The organism is Corynebacterium sp. MSK150, from assembly GCF_030229215.1.
In the GTDB taxonomy this organism is placed as follows: Bacteria; Actinomycetota; Actinomycetes; order Mycobacteriales; family Mycobacteriaceae; genus Corynebacterium.
In genome coordinates, this window is the sequence record NZ_JASPHM010000005.1 from 90,093 (window position 1) to 104,427 (window position 14,335).

Annotated in this window: 15 protein-coding genes; 7 read left to right on the top strand and 8 right to left on the bottom strand. The window is 58.9% G+C overall.

All coding sequences use genetic code 11. From position 1 onward, the window contains the following. The first annotated feature begins 64 nt into the window (after window positions 1-64). Window positions 65-1,348, top strand: a complete 1,284-nt coding sequence (glyA, locus tag QP941_RS04655) for a serine hydroxymethyltransferase (RefSeq protein WP_236882514.1) — start codon at window positions 65-67, stop codon at window positions 1,346-1,348. Here glyA and QP941_RS04660 read toward each other — a convergent pair. Then, window positions 1,345-1,674 carry a DUF5997 family protein gene (locus tag QP941_RS04660; RefSeq protein WP_023021891.1) on the bottom strand — a complete coding sequence of 110 codons (330 nt, stop codon included), beginning with the start codon at window positions 1,672-1,674 and terminating at the stop codon, window positions 1,345-1,347. The genes glyA and QP941_RS04660 overlap by 4 nt on opposite strands. 71 nt (window positions 1,675-1,745) lie before the next feature. On the opposite strand from QP941_RS04660, the gene QP941_RS04665 reads away from it, so the two are divergent. The 4 genes from QP941_RS04665 (at window position 1,746) to QP941_RS04680 (ending at window position 5,381) form a co-directional block, all read left to right on the top strand. After that, window positions 1,746-2,420, top strand: coding sequence for a LysR family transcriptional regulator substrate-binding protein (locus tag QP941_RS04665; RefSeq protein WP_049378457.1), 675 nt, complete (start codon window positions 1,746-1,748; stop codon window positions 2,418-2,420). 146 nt (window positions 2,421-2,566) lie between these two features. After that, window positions 2,567-3,184: an LGFP repeat-containing protein gene (locus tag QP941_RS04670; RefSeq protein WP_284791790.1), complete on the top strand. Its 618-nt coding sequence runs from the start codon at window positions 2,567-2,569 to the stop codon at window positions 3,182-3,184. A gap of 184 nt (window positions 3,185-3,368) precedes the next feature. Then, window positions 3,369-4,733, top strand: coding sequence for an RNA 5'-3' helicase PhoH2 (gene phoH2 / locus QP941_RS04675; protein WP_284868170.1), 1,365 nt, complete (start codon window positions 3,369-3,371; stop codon window positions 4,731-4,733). 78 nt (window positions 4,734-4,811) lie between these two features. Next, the gene (locus tag QP941_RS04680; protein WP_049378460.1) at window positions 4,812-5,381 is read left to right on the top strand and encodes a GNAT family N-acetyltransferase; all 570 of its coding nucleotides are present in this window, start codon (window positions 4,812-4,814) and stop codon (window positions 5,379-5,381) included. 360 nt (window positions 5,382-5,741) lie between these two features. Here the strand turns inward: QP941_RS04680 and QP941_RS04685 are convergent, their stop codons facing one another. The 4 genes from QP941_RS04685 to glpX all read right to left on the bottom strand — a co-directional run bounded on the left by QP941_RS04685 (window position 5,742) and on the right by glpX (window position 10,599). Continuing rightward, window positions 5,742-7,310, bottom strand: coding sequence for an MDR family MFS transporter (locus tag QP941_RS04685; protein ID WP_284868171.1), 1,569 nt, complete (start codon window positions 7,308-7,310; stop codon window positions 5,742-5,744). Then, window positions 7,304-7,927, bottom strand: coding sequence for a TetR/AcrR family transcriptional regulator (locus tag QP941_RS04690; RefSeq protein ID WP_284868172.1), 624 nt, complete (start codon window positions 7,925-7,927; stop codon window positions 7,304-7,306). The genes QP941_RS04685 and QP941_RS04690 overlap by 7 nt, the downstream gene beginning before the upstream one ends. A 172-nt stretch (window positions 7,928-8,099) precedes the next feature. Then, window positions 8,100-9,500 (bottom strand): class II fumarate hydratase, encoded by a 1,401-nt coding sequence (locus QP941_RS04695; protein ID WP_225747189.1) that lies wholly within the window; start codon window positions 9,498-9,500, stop codon window positions 8,100-8,102. Window positions 9,501-9,585: 85 nt separating this feature from the next. Continuing rightward, complete coding sequence (gene glpX / locus QP941_RS04700) at window positions 9,586-10,599, bottom strand: class II fructose-bisphosphatase (protein ID WP_239280113.1); 1,014 nt, start codon at window positions 10,597-10,599, stop codon at window positions 9,586-9,588. A gap of 188 nt (window positions 10,600-10,787) precedes the next feature. Here glpX and QP941_RS04705 point away from each other — a divergent pair, with 188 nt between their 5' ends. After that, entirely contained in the window at window positions 10,788-11,357 is a 570-nt protein-coding gene (locus QP941_RS04705) for a DUF4245 domain-containing protein (RefSeq protein ID WP_200435108.1), read from the top strand. Here the strand turns inward: QP941_RS04705 and QP941_RS04710 are convergent. Genes QP941_RS04710 through xseA form a run of 3 tightly spaced genes read right to left on the bottom strand, consistent with a single transcriptional unit; the run spans window position 11,341 to window position 13,241 of the window. Further along, window positions 11,341-11,709 carry a hypothetical protein gene (locus QP941_RS04710; RefSeq protein WP_284868173.1) on the bottom strand — a complete coding sequence of 123 codons (369 nt, stop codon included), beginning with the start codon at window positions 11,707-11,709 and terminating at the stop codon, window positions 11,341-11,343. The two genes, QP941_RS04705 and QP941_RS04710, sit on opposite strands and share 17 nt — an antisense overlap. After that, window positions 11,709-11,978, bottom strand: coding sequence for an exodeoxyribonuclease VII small subunit (locus tag QP941_RS04715; protein ID WP_005327444.1), 270 nt, complete (start codon window positions 11,976-11,978; stop codon window positions 11,709-11,711). Before QP941_RS04715 ends, QP941_RS04710 begins: the two co-directional genes overlap by 1 nt. Before the next feature lie 21 nt (window positions 11,979-11,999). Then, window positions 12,000-13,241: an exodeoxyribonuclease VII large subunit gene (gene xseA, locus QP941_RS04720; RefSeq protein ID WP_284868174.1), complete on the bottom strand. Its 1,242-nt coding sequence runs from the start codon at window positions 13,239-13,241 to the stop codon at window positions 12,000-12,002. Window positions 13,242-13,382: 141 nt separating this feature from the next. Between xseA and QP941_RS04725 the strand changes: the two genes are divergently transcribed. Next, window positions 13,383-14,333, top strand: coding sequence for a 4-hydroxy-3-methylbut-2-enyl diphosphate reductase (locus QP941_RS04725; RefSeq protein WP_239277857.1), 951 nt, complete (start codon window positions 13,383-13,385; stop codon window positions 14,331-14,333). The last annotated feature ends 2 nt before the right edge of the window (window positions 14,334-14,335 follow it).

A 14,335-nucleotide genomic window follows, 5' to 3' on the forward strand; every position in this document is an offset into this window, starting at 1 on the left:
GCATGGCACGATAAGATATGCAGCAGCCCATACCGCATGATTTTGAGAAGGGGACCACACCTTTATGGCTTCTTTTACCTCTGACCTCCGCGACCTCGATCCGGATGTATTCGGCGCAATTCAGGGAGAGATTTCCCGCCAGCGCGAAACCCTGGAAATGATCGCTTCTGAGAACTTTGTGCCTCGCGCCGTGCTCCAGGCACAGGGCTCCGTGCTCACTAACAAGTACGCCGAGGGCTACCCGGGTCGCCGCTACTACGGCGGCTGCGAGCATGTCGACGTCGTGGAGGACCTAGCCCGCAACCGCGCTAAGGAACTCTTTGGTGCGGAATTCGCCAACGTTCAGCCGCACTCGGGTGCGCAGGCGAACGCCGCGGTGCTTTCCACCATTGCTGAGCCTGGCGACAAGATTTTGGGCCTGTCCCTGGCTCACGGCGGCCACCTTACCCACGGCATGAAGTTGAACTTCTCTGGCAAGCTTTATGATGTCGCCGCCTACGAGGTGGACCCAGAGACCATGCGTGTGGACATGGATAAGCTGCGCGAGCAGGCGCTGAAGGAGAAGCCGAAGGTCATTATCGGCGGCTGGTCTGCCTACCCGCGAACCATGGATTTCGCGGCCTTCCGTGAAATTGCTGATGAGGTCGGCGCTTACCTGTGGGTAGATATGGCCCACTTTGCTGGCCTCGTTGCTGCTGGCCTGCACCCGAGCCCAGTGCCTCACGCGGATATCGTGTCCACCACCGTGCATAAGACCCTGGGTGGTCCGCGCTCCGGCATGATTTTGGCCAAGCAGGATTATGCCAAGAAGATCAATTCCAACGTCTTCCCGGGCCAGCAGGGCGGACCGCTGATGCACGTGGTCGCTGCCAAGGCCATTGCTATGAAGATTGCCGCTACCGAGGAATTCAAGGAGCGCCAGGAGCGCACCTTGGAGGGTGCTCGCATTCTGGCAGAGCGCCTTACCGCAGAAGATGCCAAGGCGGCTGGCGTGGACGTGCTGACCGGCGGCACCGATGTGCACTTGGTCTTGGCGGACCTGCGCAATTCCGAATTGGATGGACAGCAGGCAGAGGATCTGCTGCACGAGGTAGGCATTACCGTTAACCGCAATGCTGTACCGAATGACCCGCGTCCGCCGATGGTCACCTCCGGCCTGCGCATTGGTACTTCTGCGCTAGCAACCCGCGGCCTCGATGCCGAAGCTTTCACCGAGGTTGCAGATATTATCGGTACTGCTCTGGTGCAGGGCAAGAATGCCGATGTAGAGGCCCTGCGTGCTCGTGTGGACAAGATTGCCCAGCACTACCCGCTGTATGAGGGCCTCGAGGACTGGAAGCTGGTCTAGTCCTTCACCTCATGGCCACGGGCCTGCGCCATGGTGGCGCGGGCCTGCTGGAGCCATTCCGGCTGCTCTTGGAGGAGCTGATTGATTTCCGCTGTGGTCAGCGGCTTATCCATATCGTTCTTCTTGAGCGCGGTAACAGAGATGCCCAGCTTATGGGCAACCTCGGGGCGGGGATGGGGGCCTTCGCGGCGCAAGGTTTGTAGCCACTCGGGTGGGTTATGCTGCAATTCGCGCAGCTCTTCGTGGCTAATGGCACTATTTTGGAACTCGTCCGGCGCGGCGGGCAGGTAGATGCCTAGCTTCTTCGCCGCGGTTTGGGCACGCATGGCGGTGCCGGATGGTTGCTTTTGTTCTTCAGTCACGCTTTTACCGTAGCACTTTCAGTAGACTGTCCTCTATGCTGCGCTTAGCTTTTGCCACCGGTACAGAACCTGGAAAGTGGTTCCGCCGATTCGAGGAAAATACTGCTCATGGTGGCTTGTACACCGTTGATGCGGACGATGCGCTAGCCCCGCTGGTAGCCGGCGAGGTGGACCTAGCCCTTGCGCGCTTGCCGGATGCGCGGGTGGATGAAACCTTTCATGTGGTGCGACTTTATAAAGAGGCTCCTGGCATTGCCGTTCCCAAAGACTCAGTCTATGCGGAGGTGGGCGAGGAGCTTGCGCTTGCCGACGTCGCCGATGAACACCTCAACTACCGCCTCGCCGATTCCGGGCTTGTCGATGTCCCCGCAGTCCGCGACGCCCTGCAGGTAGTGGCGGCCAATGTGGGAATTGCGATTGCGCCGCGGCCCCTGTTGAAGGTCCTGAGCAAAAAGCAGGTGGTGCCGTTGAGTCTTAAGGACGAGTCCGTGCCGGTGACGGAGATTGCATTGGTGTGGCGCAAGGACGATGACGGGGAGGCAATTCAGGACTTCGTGGGCGTCGCTAAGGGCCGCACGGCGCGTTCCTCCCGCCAAGAGAAGCCGAGGCGCAGCGCCAGGGAAAAGGCGAAGGCGAAGCAGGCGAGGAGAAACGTTAACAATTCGTTACAAAAGAAAAAGAAGGCCCCTAAGCAGCGCAAACGTAGGTAGCCCTTTACTGTTTGCTGTCTACTTCCTGTCCGGGTGGGTGGCACCAGCTTGGAGTCGTCGTTACGGTGGGCGTCGTTCGTCATGAAGGGCGATTTAACAATACATTTAGAATTAACTTACTTTCTTGATGAAAGGATGATGCAGTAATGCAGAAGATGACCCGTCGCATCGCAGGTGGTTTTGCAGCCGCAACCCTGTCCGTTGCTCTCGTAGCGTGCTCCGATGCCGAGGACGCAGCTAACGACGCTAAGGATTCCGCCGGCTCCGTAGCAGCAGACGCTACCGACGCTGCTGGCTCCGCTGCTGCTGAGGCTACTTCCAATGATGACGCGGACGACAATGATGACGCCGACGATGCGGACGCTTCCGACGACGCCGACGACAAGGACGGCGCTACCAAGTCCATCGCTACCGCTAACGGTGACGTAGACGTTCCGGCTGATTTCGCTTCCGCTATTGAAGAGAAGAAGGCTGAGTGGGGCGACGTAAAGAGCATCGAGCAGGGTGACGATGATGAGTTCCTCGCTAACTTCGATAACGGCAACCTGCTGACCTTCGACGACGATGAGGGCGCTCAGCCTATCGTCGGCAAGATTGCTGAAACCTGGAAGGAGCAGGGCGGCCTGGACTCTGAGGTAGGCCTGCCTAAGGCTGCTGAGGAAAAGGCTGCTCAGGGCAAGGGCTGGACCCAGCAGTTCGACGATGGCGTAATCTCCTGGATCCAGGACGAGAGCGGCAAGTTCACCTCTTCCGTAGAGAAGTAAAAAGCTCCTTTAGAGCTCCTCCCTCTGCAGCATGTGCTGCGGAGGGATTTTTCGTTTTCTTAATGTTCATCTTGCACCCATGTAATTTCAACCTTCGGTGCCTACTTTGGGTGGCAACCCCGGGGATTCGGGGTGATTCGGAAGAAGTCTGATCTACCGCACACTAAGGGAGAACCCTGCCATCATGTCTCGTCCCTCTGTACTTTCTACTCCGCTTGCCGCTACTGCTAACACCGTCGCTACCAAGACCTATGTAGTGGATACTTCGGTCTTGCTGTCTGACCCTTGGGCCCTGCGCAAATTTGCAGAACACGATGTGGTCCTTCCCGTTGTAGTTATTTCTGAACTAGAAGGAAAACGTCATCACCCGGAGCTTGGCTGGTTCGCCCGCCAAGCTCTTCGCTTTTTGGAGGAGCTGCGCGCTACCTATGAGGCCTTAGACCAGCCGGTTCCCGTCAACGTGGATGGCGGCACCCTGCGCGTGGAATTGAACCATCAAGACCAATCCTTGCTGCCTACCGCGTTCCGCGGGCCAGAAGGCGACCACCGCATCTTGGCGTGCGCTCTCAACCTTGCGCACGAAGGGAAGGACACCGTGCTGGTCACGAAGGACGTGCCGCTGCGTGTAAAGGCCGGTGCGGTAGGCGTGCAAGCGGATGAGTACCACGCCCAGGACGTAGTCTTGACCGGCTATACCGGAATGGCGACGGTGCAAACTAGCTCGGATGTCATCGATGCCCTCTATCGTGATGGGGAAGTCACGCTAGACGGCGTCGAAACTGGCAAGGGTACTGCCGTGGAGGATCTGCCGGTGCACTGCGGCTTGACCTTGGCGGCGGGTGCGCAATCCGCGCTGGGTCGCATGAGTGCTGATGGCGTGGTCGAGCTCGTACGTGGTGATATCAATGCCTTTGGCCTTCAGGGACGCTCCGCGGAACAGCGTATCGCTTTGGATTTGCTGATGGACCCAAACGTAGGAATTGTCTCCATCGGTGGCCGCGCCGGTACCGGCAAGTCGGCACTTGCGCTGTGCGCCGGTTTGGAGGCTGTGCTCGAGCGCGGCGAGCACCGGCGCATTGTGGTCTTTCGCCCGATGTATGCGGTGGGCGGGCAGTCGCTGGGATACCTACCGGGCACTGAATCGGACAAGATGAACCCGTGGGCGCAGGCCGTCTATGACACCTTGGAGGGCTTGGTGTCTGACAACGTTATGGAAGAGGTGCACGAGCGCGGCCTCATCGAGGTCTTGCCACTAACACATATTCGCGGTCGCTCGCTGCATGATGCTTTTGTCATCGTGGATGAGGCGCAGTCCTTGGAGCGAAACGTCTTGCTTACTGTGCTTTCCCGGTTGGGGAAGGGCTCGCGAGTAGTTCTTACTCACGATGTGGCACAGCGCGACAACCTTCGCGTGGGCCGGCACGACGGAGTCCAAGCAGTGATTGAAAAGCTCAAGGGACATGAGCTTTTTGCGCATATTACGCTGCAGCGTTCTGAGCGCTCTGCCATTGCGGAGCTCGTCACTGACCTATTGGAAGGCGGCAACTAGTTCGAGTTCGTTCGCGTTTGGCGATCCTTATGCGTACAGCGTGGCGAAGCTGGGCATAGCCCAGTAATAATGTTGTATATGAGCGAGAACGCTAAGCAGACGTCTTCGGACGACAAGAAGAAAGATTTCCGCATCCGCCCCTTTACCGCGGCGGACTACCCGCAGATGCGAGAGATTTATGAACAGGGGCTCAATACTGGGCACGCTACCTATGAGACCCGATCCCTGACCTTTGAAGAATTTAAAGCTGGCAAGATCATGCCTTCGGTGCATGTGGCCGTTGAAGCAGATGATGATTCTAAGGTCTTGGGGTGGGTTTCCGCGGCACCGGTATCTACCCGCACCGTCTTCCACGGAGTAGTGGAGGATTCCATCTACCTAGGAGCCGAGGCACAAGGACGCGGCATTGGCGGCGCACTTCTAGACCGCCTGATCGAGGTGTGCCAGGACCTGCACAAGTGGGCCATCCACTCATGGATTTTCCCTGAAAATGCAGGTTCTGCGGGGCTGCACAAGTCGCGTGGCTTCGTGAAAGTAGGCACCTACTCGCATATGGCGAAGATGACCTACGGCGAGCTTGCGGGCCAGTGGCGCGATACCGACGTATATGAGCTGCTTTTGCCCAAGCCGGAGGAAAAGAAGCGGTAGCTTCCCCAGCGCATACAAGCCCCTGCTCGAACCACACTCGTGGTAACGATGGCAGGGGCTTTTTGCTGAGGCCTTAGAACGAGGGAAACGCTACACTGCAGGAACGTCCCAGGTGCCAAACCAACGCTGAGCTTGTGAGCGCATTTCCTCGCTCAAGCGGCTAAAGCGCGGGATCGGGGTACAGTGCGCGCGGGCTTGCGCCACGCCTCGATGGGACCGGCCTGGATTTCCAACGCCGCGTGAAGGCCGCCGGGGCATAGCCGAGGGCGGATTCAATGGGGGCGTCGGCAAGCGGGAGTGCATCGCGCAAGGCGTGCAGCTCTCGGCTTGTGGCCTGTACTTCTGCAGGTGAAAGTGACACTAGTCAATCGTTTCCTTCAAACGCTCCTCGCGCAGTGGCAGGAGGAGGATGAGGGCGACGATAACCAGCGGAACCATCAGGGCGATGACCGGGGTCAGGCCATCATTATAGGAGTTGAGGATTGCTTCCTCGATGGGCTGAGGGAAGGAGGCAACCAAATCCGGGGTGAGGCTATTGGCACCGCCATTGGCATCGCCAAACTTCTCCGCGTAGGCGGCACCCTCCGGTCCCATCTTCTGGAAAGCTTCGGGCATGCGGGTGGCCATCTCATCCTTCATATTGTGGATGAACATGGAGCCAACCAGGGACGCACCCAGTGCGGAACCGATCTGGCGGAAGAAGTTATTCGCCGCGGTAGCCGTACCCACCTGGGACAGCGGGAAGGAGTTCTGGACGATGAGCACGAGGACCTGGATAACCATGCCCAGACCGATGCCGAAGACCAGGAATTCGCAGCCCAGCTGCGTCAGAGAAGTCTCCACGGAGAGGTGGGACATCCAGAACAGGGCACCGGCAGTAATCGCCAGGCCGATGATGGGGTAGACCTTGTAGTGACCGGTGCGGGCGATGATAAAGCCCACGCCAGTGGAGGTACCGATAAGGCCCACCATCATCGGAATCATCATGAGACCCGCCTTGGTTGGGGTCAGGGTGTGCACCATTTGCAGGTAGGTTGGCATGTAGCCCAGAACACCGAACATTGCCAGGCCAAGTACCACGCCGGAGAGGGTGGTCAGGGCCATGTTGCGGTTCTTGAACAGGCGGACCGGGATGAGCGGTTCTTTAGCGTGCAGCTCCACAAAGACGGTGATGATGGCGCCGATGATGGTGATGGCACCCAGGGTGAGGATCATGGAAGAGCCCCACTCGTACTCGGTGCCGCCCCAGGTGGTCATGAGGATAAGGGAAGCGGTGGTGATGGCGATGAAGGTAGCACCAAGCCAGTCAAAGCGCTTCATATCGGCATCACCCACGCGCAGGTGCAGCACGAGGGTGCACACGATGATGGCGAGGATGCCCAGCGGAATGTTCATCCACATGCCCCAGCGCCAGCCTGGGCCGTCGGTGAACCAGCCGCCGAGGACGGGTCCGAGAACCGAGGACAGGCCAAAGACACCGCCCATGATGCCCATGAACTTGCCGCGCTCACGGGAAGAGGTGACCTCGGCGATGATGGACTGGGAGGAAATCATCATAAAACCTGCGCCAAAGCCCTGCACAGCGCGGGCGATGATCAGCAGCGTCATGGAGTCTGCAAAGCCGCCGAGGGTGGAGCCCACAACAAAGGTGGCGATACCGCCGATATAGAGCCACTTGCGGCCCAGCATGTCACCCAGCTTGCCGGAAATAGGCATGGCGATGGTCATGGTGACAAGGAAGGCGGAGATGACCCAGCTCATGTGGTCGACGCCGCCCAGCTCACCAACGATGGTTGGAAGAGCAGAAGAGAAGATCATTTGGCCCAAAGAGCTCATCAGCATGGTGAGCATCAAAGCCGAGAAGATGAGCCCGAGGTTATCGGCTCGGGTTTGGCCCTGCGAGGGGGCCTTAGTAGCCGTATCTACCATCGCATTCCTTTCATAAAATCTGTTATTAGCGTGAGGGAGGTATCGAGTCGCGCGTCGAGGTCTTCGCTGCAATCTGCATCGGGGGATGCCATCGCGAGCCACAGTGCCTCGCGGACGAGGCTGGCGATGAGCATCGCCTCGGTGCTCGAGGAGCAGCTATCGAGGACGCGAAGCTCCGGTTCTGAGGTGAGGCGTTCTTCAATGAGGTCAATAAGCTCAATGGATTTTGCCCGTTTCCGGCTTATTGCCGCCGCGGCCGCATCAGGATCATTAGAGATGCGCTTGCGGCGGTCCCGGATGGTCGGGTTGATGTGGTGGCCTTCCATATGCTGCCTGACCAACTGGAGGACGAGTCCTACCATGCTGGTCGTTGGCTCAGTGAGGAAGAAATCCCGCATCTCCTCCGTAAACTCGGTGCTTGGAGCACCTAGTACGGCGGATTCCTTAGAGTCGAAGTAATTGAAGAAAGTGCGCCGAGAAATACCGGCTACTTCGCAGATCCTCTCAATCGTGACCGCGCTAAAGGATTGTTCATCCACCAGCTTCGTGGCGGCATCCTCAATGCGCAGGCGAGTCTCGAGGCGCTTCTGCTCGCGTAGTGATAATTCTTCTTGCACGCCAGGCAACTTTACACTCAGTGCAAACTTGCACCAAGTGCAAAAGTGGTGATTTTAGAGGTGCGTTTCCCCTAATGTGTGCTAAGCCATAGCGCTTGTCGACGCCCCTTACCCCAGACATGCAAAACCCCGCCCGAGTCTTGCCCGGGCGGGGAAGCGGTGCGGCGATTACTTAGAAGTTATCGCGGTCGCGGTTGGTCATGCTCAGCACGTTGAGGCGCTTATCCAGCTCCTCCTCGGTGAGGTTCTCGCCGTCGACAAAGCCCAAGTCAATAACGGCTTGGCGGACGGTGATCTTCTCGTGCAGGGCGTGCTTAGCCGCCTTAGCTGCGTTCTCGTAGCCGATGGCAGAGTTGAGCGGGGTCACGATGGAGGTGGACGACTCCGCAAAGTGCTTCATGCGCTCCTCGTTGGCCTCGATGTGATCGATGCACTTATCGGCGAAGACGCGGGAAGCATTAGCCAGCAGGCGAGCGGACTCGAGTACGTTGCGCGCCATCATCGGGATGAAGACGTTGAGCTCGAAGTGGCCCTGAGCACCGCCGAAGGCTACGGCTGCGTCGTTACCCACCACCTGGCCCGCCACCATGGTGACGGCCTCTGGGATAACCGGGTTGACCTTACCCGGCATGATGGAGGAACCCGGCTGCAGGTCCTTGAGGTGAATCTCGGCCAGGCCGGTCAGCGGGCCGGAACCCATCATGCGCAGGTCATTGGCAATCTTATTGAGGGAAACAGCAATCGAGCGCATGGCGCCGGAGAATTCCACCAAGCCATCGCGGGCAGCCTGTGCCTCGAAGTGGTTTTCTGCTTCCTTCAGTTCCTTTACACCGGTGAGCTTCTTCAGCTCCTCGGTGACCTTGGCGCCGAAGTCAGCGGAGGTATTCAGGCCGGTACCGGTGGCGGTGCCGCCGATGGCCAGCTCGCCCAAGCGCGGCAGGGTGGCCTCAATGCGTTCGATGCCCAGCTCGATCTGGCGGGCGTAGCCGCCGAATTCCTGGCCCAGGGTAACCGGGGTGGCATCCATCAGGTGGGTGCGGCCGGCCTTGACCACATCGGCGAATTCCTTGGCCTTAGTGGTCAAGGATTCGTGGAGGACCTTCAGGCCTGGGATGAGGTCATTAACAGCAGCTTCCGTAGCAGCTACGTGCGTAGCGGTGGGGAAGGTGTCATTGGAGGACTGTCCCATGTTTACGTGGTCATTCGGGTGAATTTCCACGCCATTGTTATGTGCCAAGGAGGCAATAACCTCATTGGTGTTCATATTGGACGAGGTACCGGAACCGGTCTGGAATACGTCGATAGGGAAGGCGTCATTGTGCTTGCCCTCGGCGATTTCGGTGGCGGCAGCAATGATGGCATCGGCCTTATCTGCATCCAGCTTGCCGGAATCCTTATTTACCTGGGCGCAGGCTGCCTTGAGCAGGCCAAGGGCGCGAATCTGCGCATTTTCCAGGCCACGGCCGGAGATAGGGAAGTTGTCTACTGCGCGTTGGGTCTGTGCACGCCACAGGGCATCTGCAGGAACTTTAACTTCGCCCATGGTGTCATGTTCAATGCGGTATTCAGTCATGTGAAGATCACCTCAGTTAATTGGGTAGTGTGTGCTTTCCAGTATGGCGGAGAACCAAAAGAAGGGCCGCCTTCGGGGGTGAACCCTACTTCTTGGTTGGCGTGTCGTAGTCCACGACGGAATACTCCTGCAGCTTGGACAGCTTGTGGATGGAGTCGATATAGCGGATGGTGCCGGACTTGGAGCGCATGACCAACGAGCGGGTCGTAGCACCGGAATTGCGGTAGGAAACACCACGCAACATGTCACCATTGGTCACGCCGGTGGCAGCGAAGTAGCAGTTCTCAGAGGAGACTAGATCATTGGTCTTGAGGACGCGGTCCAAATCATGGCCGGCGGCGCGGGCCTTTTCTGCTTCCTCTTCATCCTTCGGCCACAGCTTGCCCTGGATCTCGCCGCCCATGCAGCGCATCGCGCAGGCGGTGATGATGCCCTCCGGGGTGCCGCCGATGCCCATCATCATGTCGATGGAGTTCGAATCCTGGCAGGTGGCGATGGCGCCAGCTACGTCACCATCCATGATGAGGCGTACCTTGGCGCCTGCGGCGCGAATTTCAGAGATGAGCTGTTCGTGGCGGGGACGGTCAAGAACCACCACGGTCAGATCGGTGGGGCGAATATTCTTCGCCTTTGCCACGGACTGGATATTCCATTCCACGGACTCGTTGATGTCGATAGCGCCAACTGCCTCGGGGCCAACGGCAATTTTTTCCATGTAGAAGACTGCGGAAGGGTCATACATGGTCCCGCGTTCGGCAGCCGCAATGACGGAGATAGCGTTGGGGCGGCCTTCTGCCATCAAACGGGTACCGTCGACCGGGTCTACCGCGATATCCATGGCGGCACCCTCGCCGGTGCCTACCTCTTCGCCGTTAAAGAGCATGGGGGCCTCATCCTTTTCGCCCTCACCAATGACAACGACGCCGTTCATCGCTACGGAATTGATGAGCTTGCGCATGGCGTCGACCGCCGCGCCATCGCCCTCATTCTTCTGGCCGCGGCCTACCCAACGGCCGGAAGCGAGCGCTGCTGCCTCGGTGACACGAACCAGTTCCATTGCCAGGTTGCGGTCAGGAAGATAAGACGTATTTTCGGACATGTGTAGTGGTTGCCTTCCATAGTTTTCTCATCGAGGGGTGTTCCCCTTGATGCTCTACCTTTCCATTCTCGCACTTTTTTGCTCTAATGGGTTCGATTTTGCGCCCCATTTGTGGGGGATTGACAGATCTTTCGGGGCAAAAGGGGCCGTGTGGCTTTTTGAAAGCAGGCCGTGCGATACTAAGGCGCGTGGCTGCAGAAGAAAGACCAAAGATTTTTGAAGGCGCGAAGGACATCTCCCTGTCCCTCGCCGTCGTGGTGATTATGATGCTGCTCGCCGTGGGAGCGACCGGCCTGTGCTCAATTAACTCCGAAACTCAGCAGGGAGCGGTGCAGGAAGTGGATGAACAAACCTTCCTAGACACCCAAGCCCGCGCAGGGGTCGGTGCAATTCGCAATCCCGAAATGCCGGAGGGTTGGGAGGCCAATGCTGCCCGCCGCGTAGATATGGGCGGCGAGAACGCCACCGTGGTCAGCTGGGTGACCGCTGACCAAGGGTTTGTGGAATCTACGCAGACGCAGGTCGCGGCCGATAAGGCAGGCGAGGCGTACGATGCCAACTACCGCGGCATTGAATCCGCCCGCGAGGTCAAGGGGCACCAAGTGCGGGTGCTAGAAAGCGACGATGATTCCGTGCGCCGCCTGTGGGTTACGGATTTGGGCGATGCCCGCCTCATCATCTCCGGCGCCGCGGACGACAGTGACTTTGAGGCTGCTACCGCTGCGTTTATCGACGCCGCACCTATAGCCGAAAAATAACCTCGCCCAAGCCTTCTTCCGCGGCGGTGGCGCTAAGTCCGTCGCCGGCCTGGGCAATAACCTCCGCCAAAGCCTCCGCATCCAGGCCGCTGAGGCGTGTTTTTCCTGCAAAGACATCGATGCGCTCGCGCTGCGAGCGCTGCGGATAAATGGCAATCTCGCGTACTTTGTCGTCCGTAAAGCGCAGCACCACGGATTGGGAGAAGTAGCTCACCTCATTATCGTCGCGGGTGTGTGCAGGGCCGAAGAATTCTTCTACGAATTCTCGGGAGTCTCCCGCCATGATGGAACCGGCGGCCGCGGATTTCGATACAAAGTCCACGCGCTCGCCTGGATACCCATAAATCTGCACTACTCGTCTCCTTCAGCGTCTGCGTCCTCGGCCTTATCGAGCGCGTCTTCCACACGCTTCGCCGCGCCGTCGAGGTGCGCCTCGCACGCACGGGCAAGGGCCTCGCCGCGCTCCCAATACTTTAGCGACTCATCCAAGCCCATCTGCCCAAGCTCGAGAATCTTGACGGTTTCAATGAGCTCATCGCGAGCTTGCTCATAGCTCAATTCTTCTACAGGGGTAAAAGCATCCTGGCCTGGCTGGCCGGTACCAATGGTGTCATCGGACATGATTTTCTCCTCGTCTCGTGATTAATCGGCGGCCTGGGAGGCCATAGAAACTGCGGTAATAGATCCATCGCCCACGCGAATGCGCAGTTGAGCGCCAGGCGGGGATTGCTCATAAGAGGTGACAACCTCGGGCCCGGAACCGTCCTTGGGCACTACCTGGACAATGGAGTACCCGCGGGCGAGAGTCGCCGACGGTCCCAATGCTGATACACGGGCGCGCAGCGATTCCACGTGGCGGGTTTCCCGCTCCACCATGACTTCAATCTCTCGCCGCATGGTAGCGCGGGTGCGCTCCACCTCTTCGCGGCGCGCACGGATAGGGGTCATCGGGTCTGCCATGACAGGCCGGGAACGAATGTTGTCGAGGCCGCGCCGTTCCCTTTCCACCCAGCCGCGCAGCGCGGCCGCCATGCGAGAGCGAGCCTCTGCGACGATGGCGCGTTCCTCGGCCACAGAGGGCACGACGCGCTTTGCGGCGTCGGTAGGCGTGGCAGCGCGCAGGTCGGCGACGTTATCGAGCACTGGGCTATCCGGCTCGTGACCAATGGCGGAGACTACTGGGGTGCCTGCCGCAGCCACTGCGCGTTGCAGTGCTTCTTCCGAGAAGGGCAGCAGATCTTCCACGGAGCCGCCGCCACGGGCGATGATGATGACGTCTACCTCAGGGTCCGCATCAAGCTGCTGGAGGGCATCGATAACTTCCGGCACGGTATTCGCACCCTGAACCGCAGTATTGAGGACGCGGAACTGCACCGCTGGCCAGCGGTCATGGGCTACCGCCATCACATCCCGCTCTGCAGCAGAACCACGGCCGGTAATCAGCCCAATTTTGTGTGGCAGGTAGGGGAGAGGCCGCTTGCGTGCGGGATCGAAAAGGCCTTCAGCAGCCAGCTGTTGGCGCAGCTTTTCAATGCGAGCAAGCAGATCGCCAATGCCCACATGGCGAATTTCGGTGGTCCATAGCGAAAAGGATCCGCGTCCCGCGTAAAAGGCGGGCTTACCGTGGACAATGACGCGGTCGCCGTCTTTCAGCGGCGCCGATAATGACTGCAGCATCGATGATGGGCAGGTTAACTGCACGGACTTTTCCTGCTGTACGTCACGCAGAGTGAGGTAGGACAGCTTCCAGGTGGGTTTGAAGTTGATTTGGGTCAACTGACCCTCTACCCACAGGTAACCCAGGCGCTCGATCCAGCCCTTGACTTGGTCATTGACCTTGCCAACGGGCCAGGGAGTATCCGGAGTATTTGCCGGTTGATTCACACAGCCTCCCTTTCTTCAGTCTGCCGTGTTCTTCCGTCTAGTTTAGGGGCCAGCGCAGTTGATTGTCCCGCTCGGGGTGGCCAGAAAGGTGACGTTAGGCCCCGCTATTGTTTTGCGTAGTGTTTCGATACTCTGGGAGCCATGACTGATGGTAAAAATGTACTTCTCGCGGCCCCGCGCGGATACTGCGCGGGCGTGGACCGCGCGGTCGAGACCGTAGAAAAGGCGCTGGAAAAGTACGGCGCGCCCATTTATGTACGCAAACAAATCGTGCACAACCGTTACGTCGTAGAGTCTCTGGCAGAACGCGGCGTCATCTTCGTCGACGAGGCCTCTGAGGCTCCAGAAGGCGCCCACCTAGTCTTCTCCGCCCACGGCATTTCCCCAGCCGTGCGCGCAGAGGCAACGCAGCGCAAGCAGCTTACTTTGGACGCCACCTGCCCATTGGTAACCAAGGTGCACAAGGAAGCCCAGCGCTTCCAGCGCGATGGCTACCACATCCTCTTGGTTGGCCACGAAGGCCACGAAGAAGTGGAAGGCACCGCCGGCGAAGCTCCTGAGGTCACCCACCTCGTGGATGGCGTCGAGGGCGTCGCCAAGCTGCCAGAGTTCCTGCAGGATGAGAAGCTTATTTGGCTGTCCCAGACCACGCTATCGGTGGATGAGACCATCACCATCGTCAATAAGCTGCGCGAGCGCTTCCCGCACCTGGAGAACCCGCCTTCAGACGATATTTGCTACGCCACCCAAAACCGCCAAGAATCCGTCAAAGCCATCGCCCCACAGTGCGATCTGATGATTGTGGTGGGCTCTAAGAACTCCTCCAACTCGGTGCGCTTGGTTGAGGTGGCGCTCGAGGCAGGCGCCAAAACTTCCCACCTCGTGGATTTTGCCAAGGAAATCGACGAAGCCTGGCTGGAAGGCGTCCAGACGGTCGGCGTAACGTGTGGTGCTTCGGTACCTGAGTTGCTGGTACGCGAAGTACTGGAGTTCCTGGACGAGCGTGGTTATAGCGACGTAGAGCAGGTAACGACTTCTACCGAGACGATTACCTTCGCCCTACCGCGCGACCTGCGCCCAGCACGCACCTAAGT

What these genes read in the sequence shown, in the direction of transcription:
- glyA (WP_236882514.1), top strand. Translation starts at nt 65, where the DNA reads ATGGCTTCTTTTACCTCTGACCTCCGCGACCTCGATCCGGATGTATTC.
- QP941_RS04660 (WP_023021891.1), bottom strand. Translation starts at nt 1,674, where the DNA reads ATGCGTGCCCAAACCGCGGCGAAGAAGCTAGGCATCTACCTGCCCGCC.
- QP941_RS04665 (WP_049378457.1), top strand. Translation starts at nt 1,746, where the DNA reads ATGCTGCGCTTAGCTTTTGCCACCGGTACAGAACCTGGAAAGTGGTTC.
- QP941_RS04670 (WP_284791790.1), top strand. Translation starts at nt 2,567, where the DNA reads ATGCAGAAGATGACCCGTCGCATCGCAGGTGGTTTTGCAGCCGCAACC.
- phoH2 (WP_284868170.1), top strand. Translation starts at nt 3,369, where the DNA reads ATGTCTCGTCCCTCTGTACTTTCTACTCCGCTTGCCGCTACTGCTAAC.
- QP941_RS04680 (WP_049378460.1), top strand. Translation starts at nt 4,812, where the DNA reads ATGAGCGAGAACGCTAAGCAGACGTCTTCGGACGACAAGAAGAAAGAT.
- QP941_RS04685 (WP_284868171.1), bottom strand. Translation starts at nt 7,310, where the DNA reads ATGGTAGATACGGCTACTAAGGCCCCCTCGCAGGGCCAAACCCGAGCC.
- QP941_RS04695 (WP_225747189.1), bottom strand. Translation starts at nt 9,500, where the DNA reads ATGACTGAATACCGCATTGAACATGACACCATGGGCGAAGTTAAAGTT.
- glpX (WP_239280113.1), bottom strand. Translation starts at nt 10,599, where the DNA reads ATGTCCGAAAATACGTCTTATCTTCCTGACCGCAACCTGGCAATGGAA.
- QP941_RS04715 (WP_005327444.1), bottom strand. Translation starts at nt 11,978, where the DNA reads ATGTCCGATGACACCATTGGTACCGGCCAGCCAGGCCAGGATGCTTTT.
- QP941_RS04725 (WP_239277857.1), top strand. Translation starts at nt 13,383, where the DNA reads ATGACTGATGGTAAAAATGTACTTCTCGCGGCCCCGCGCGGATACTGC.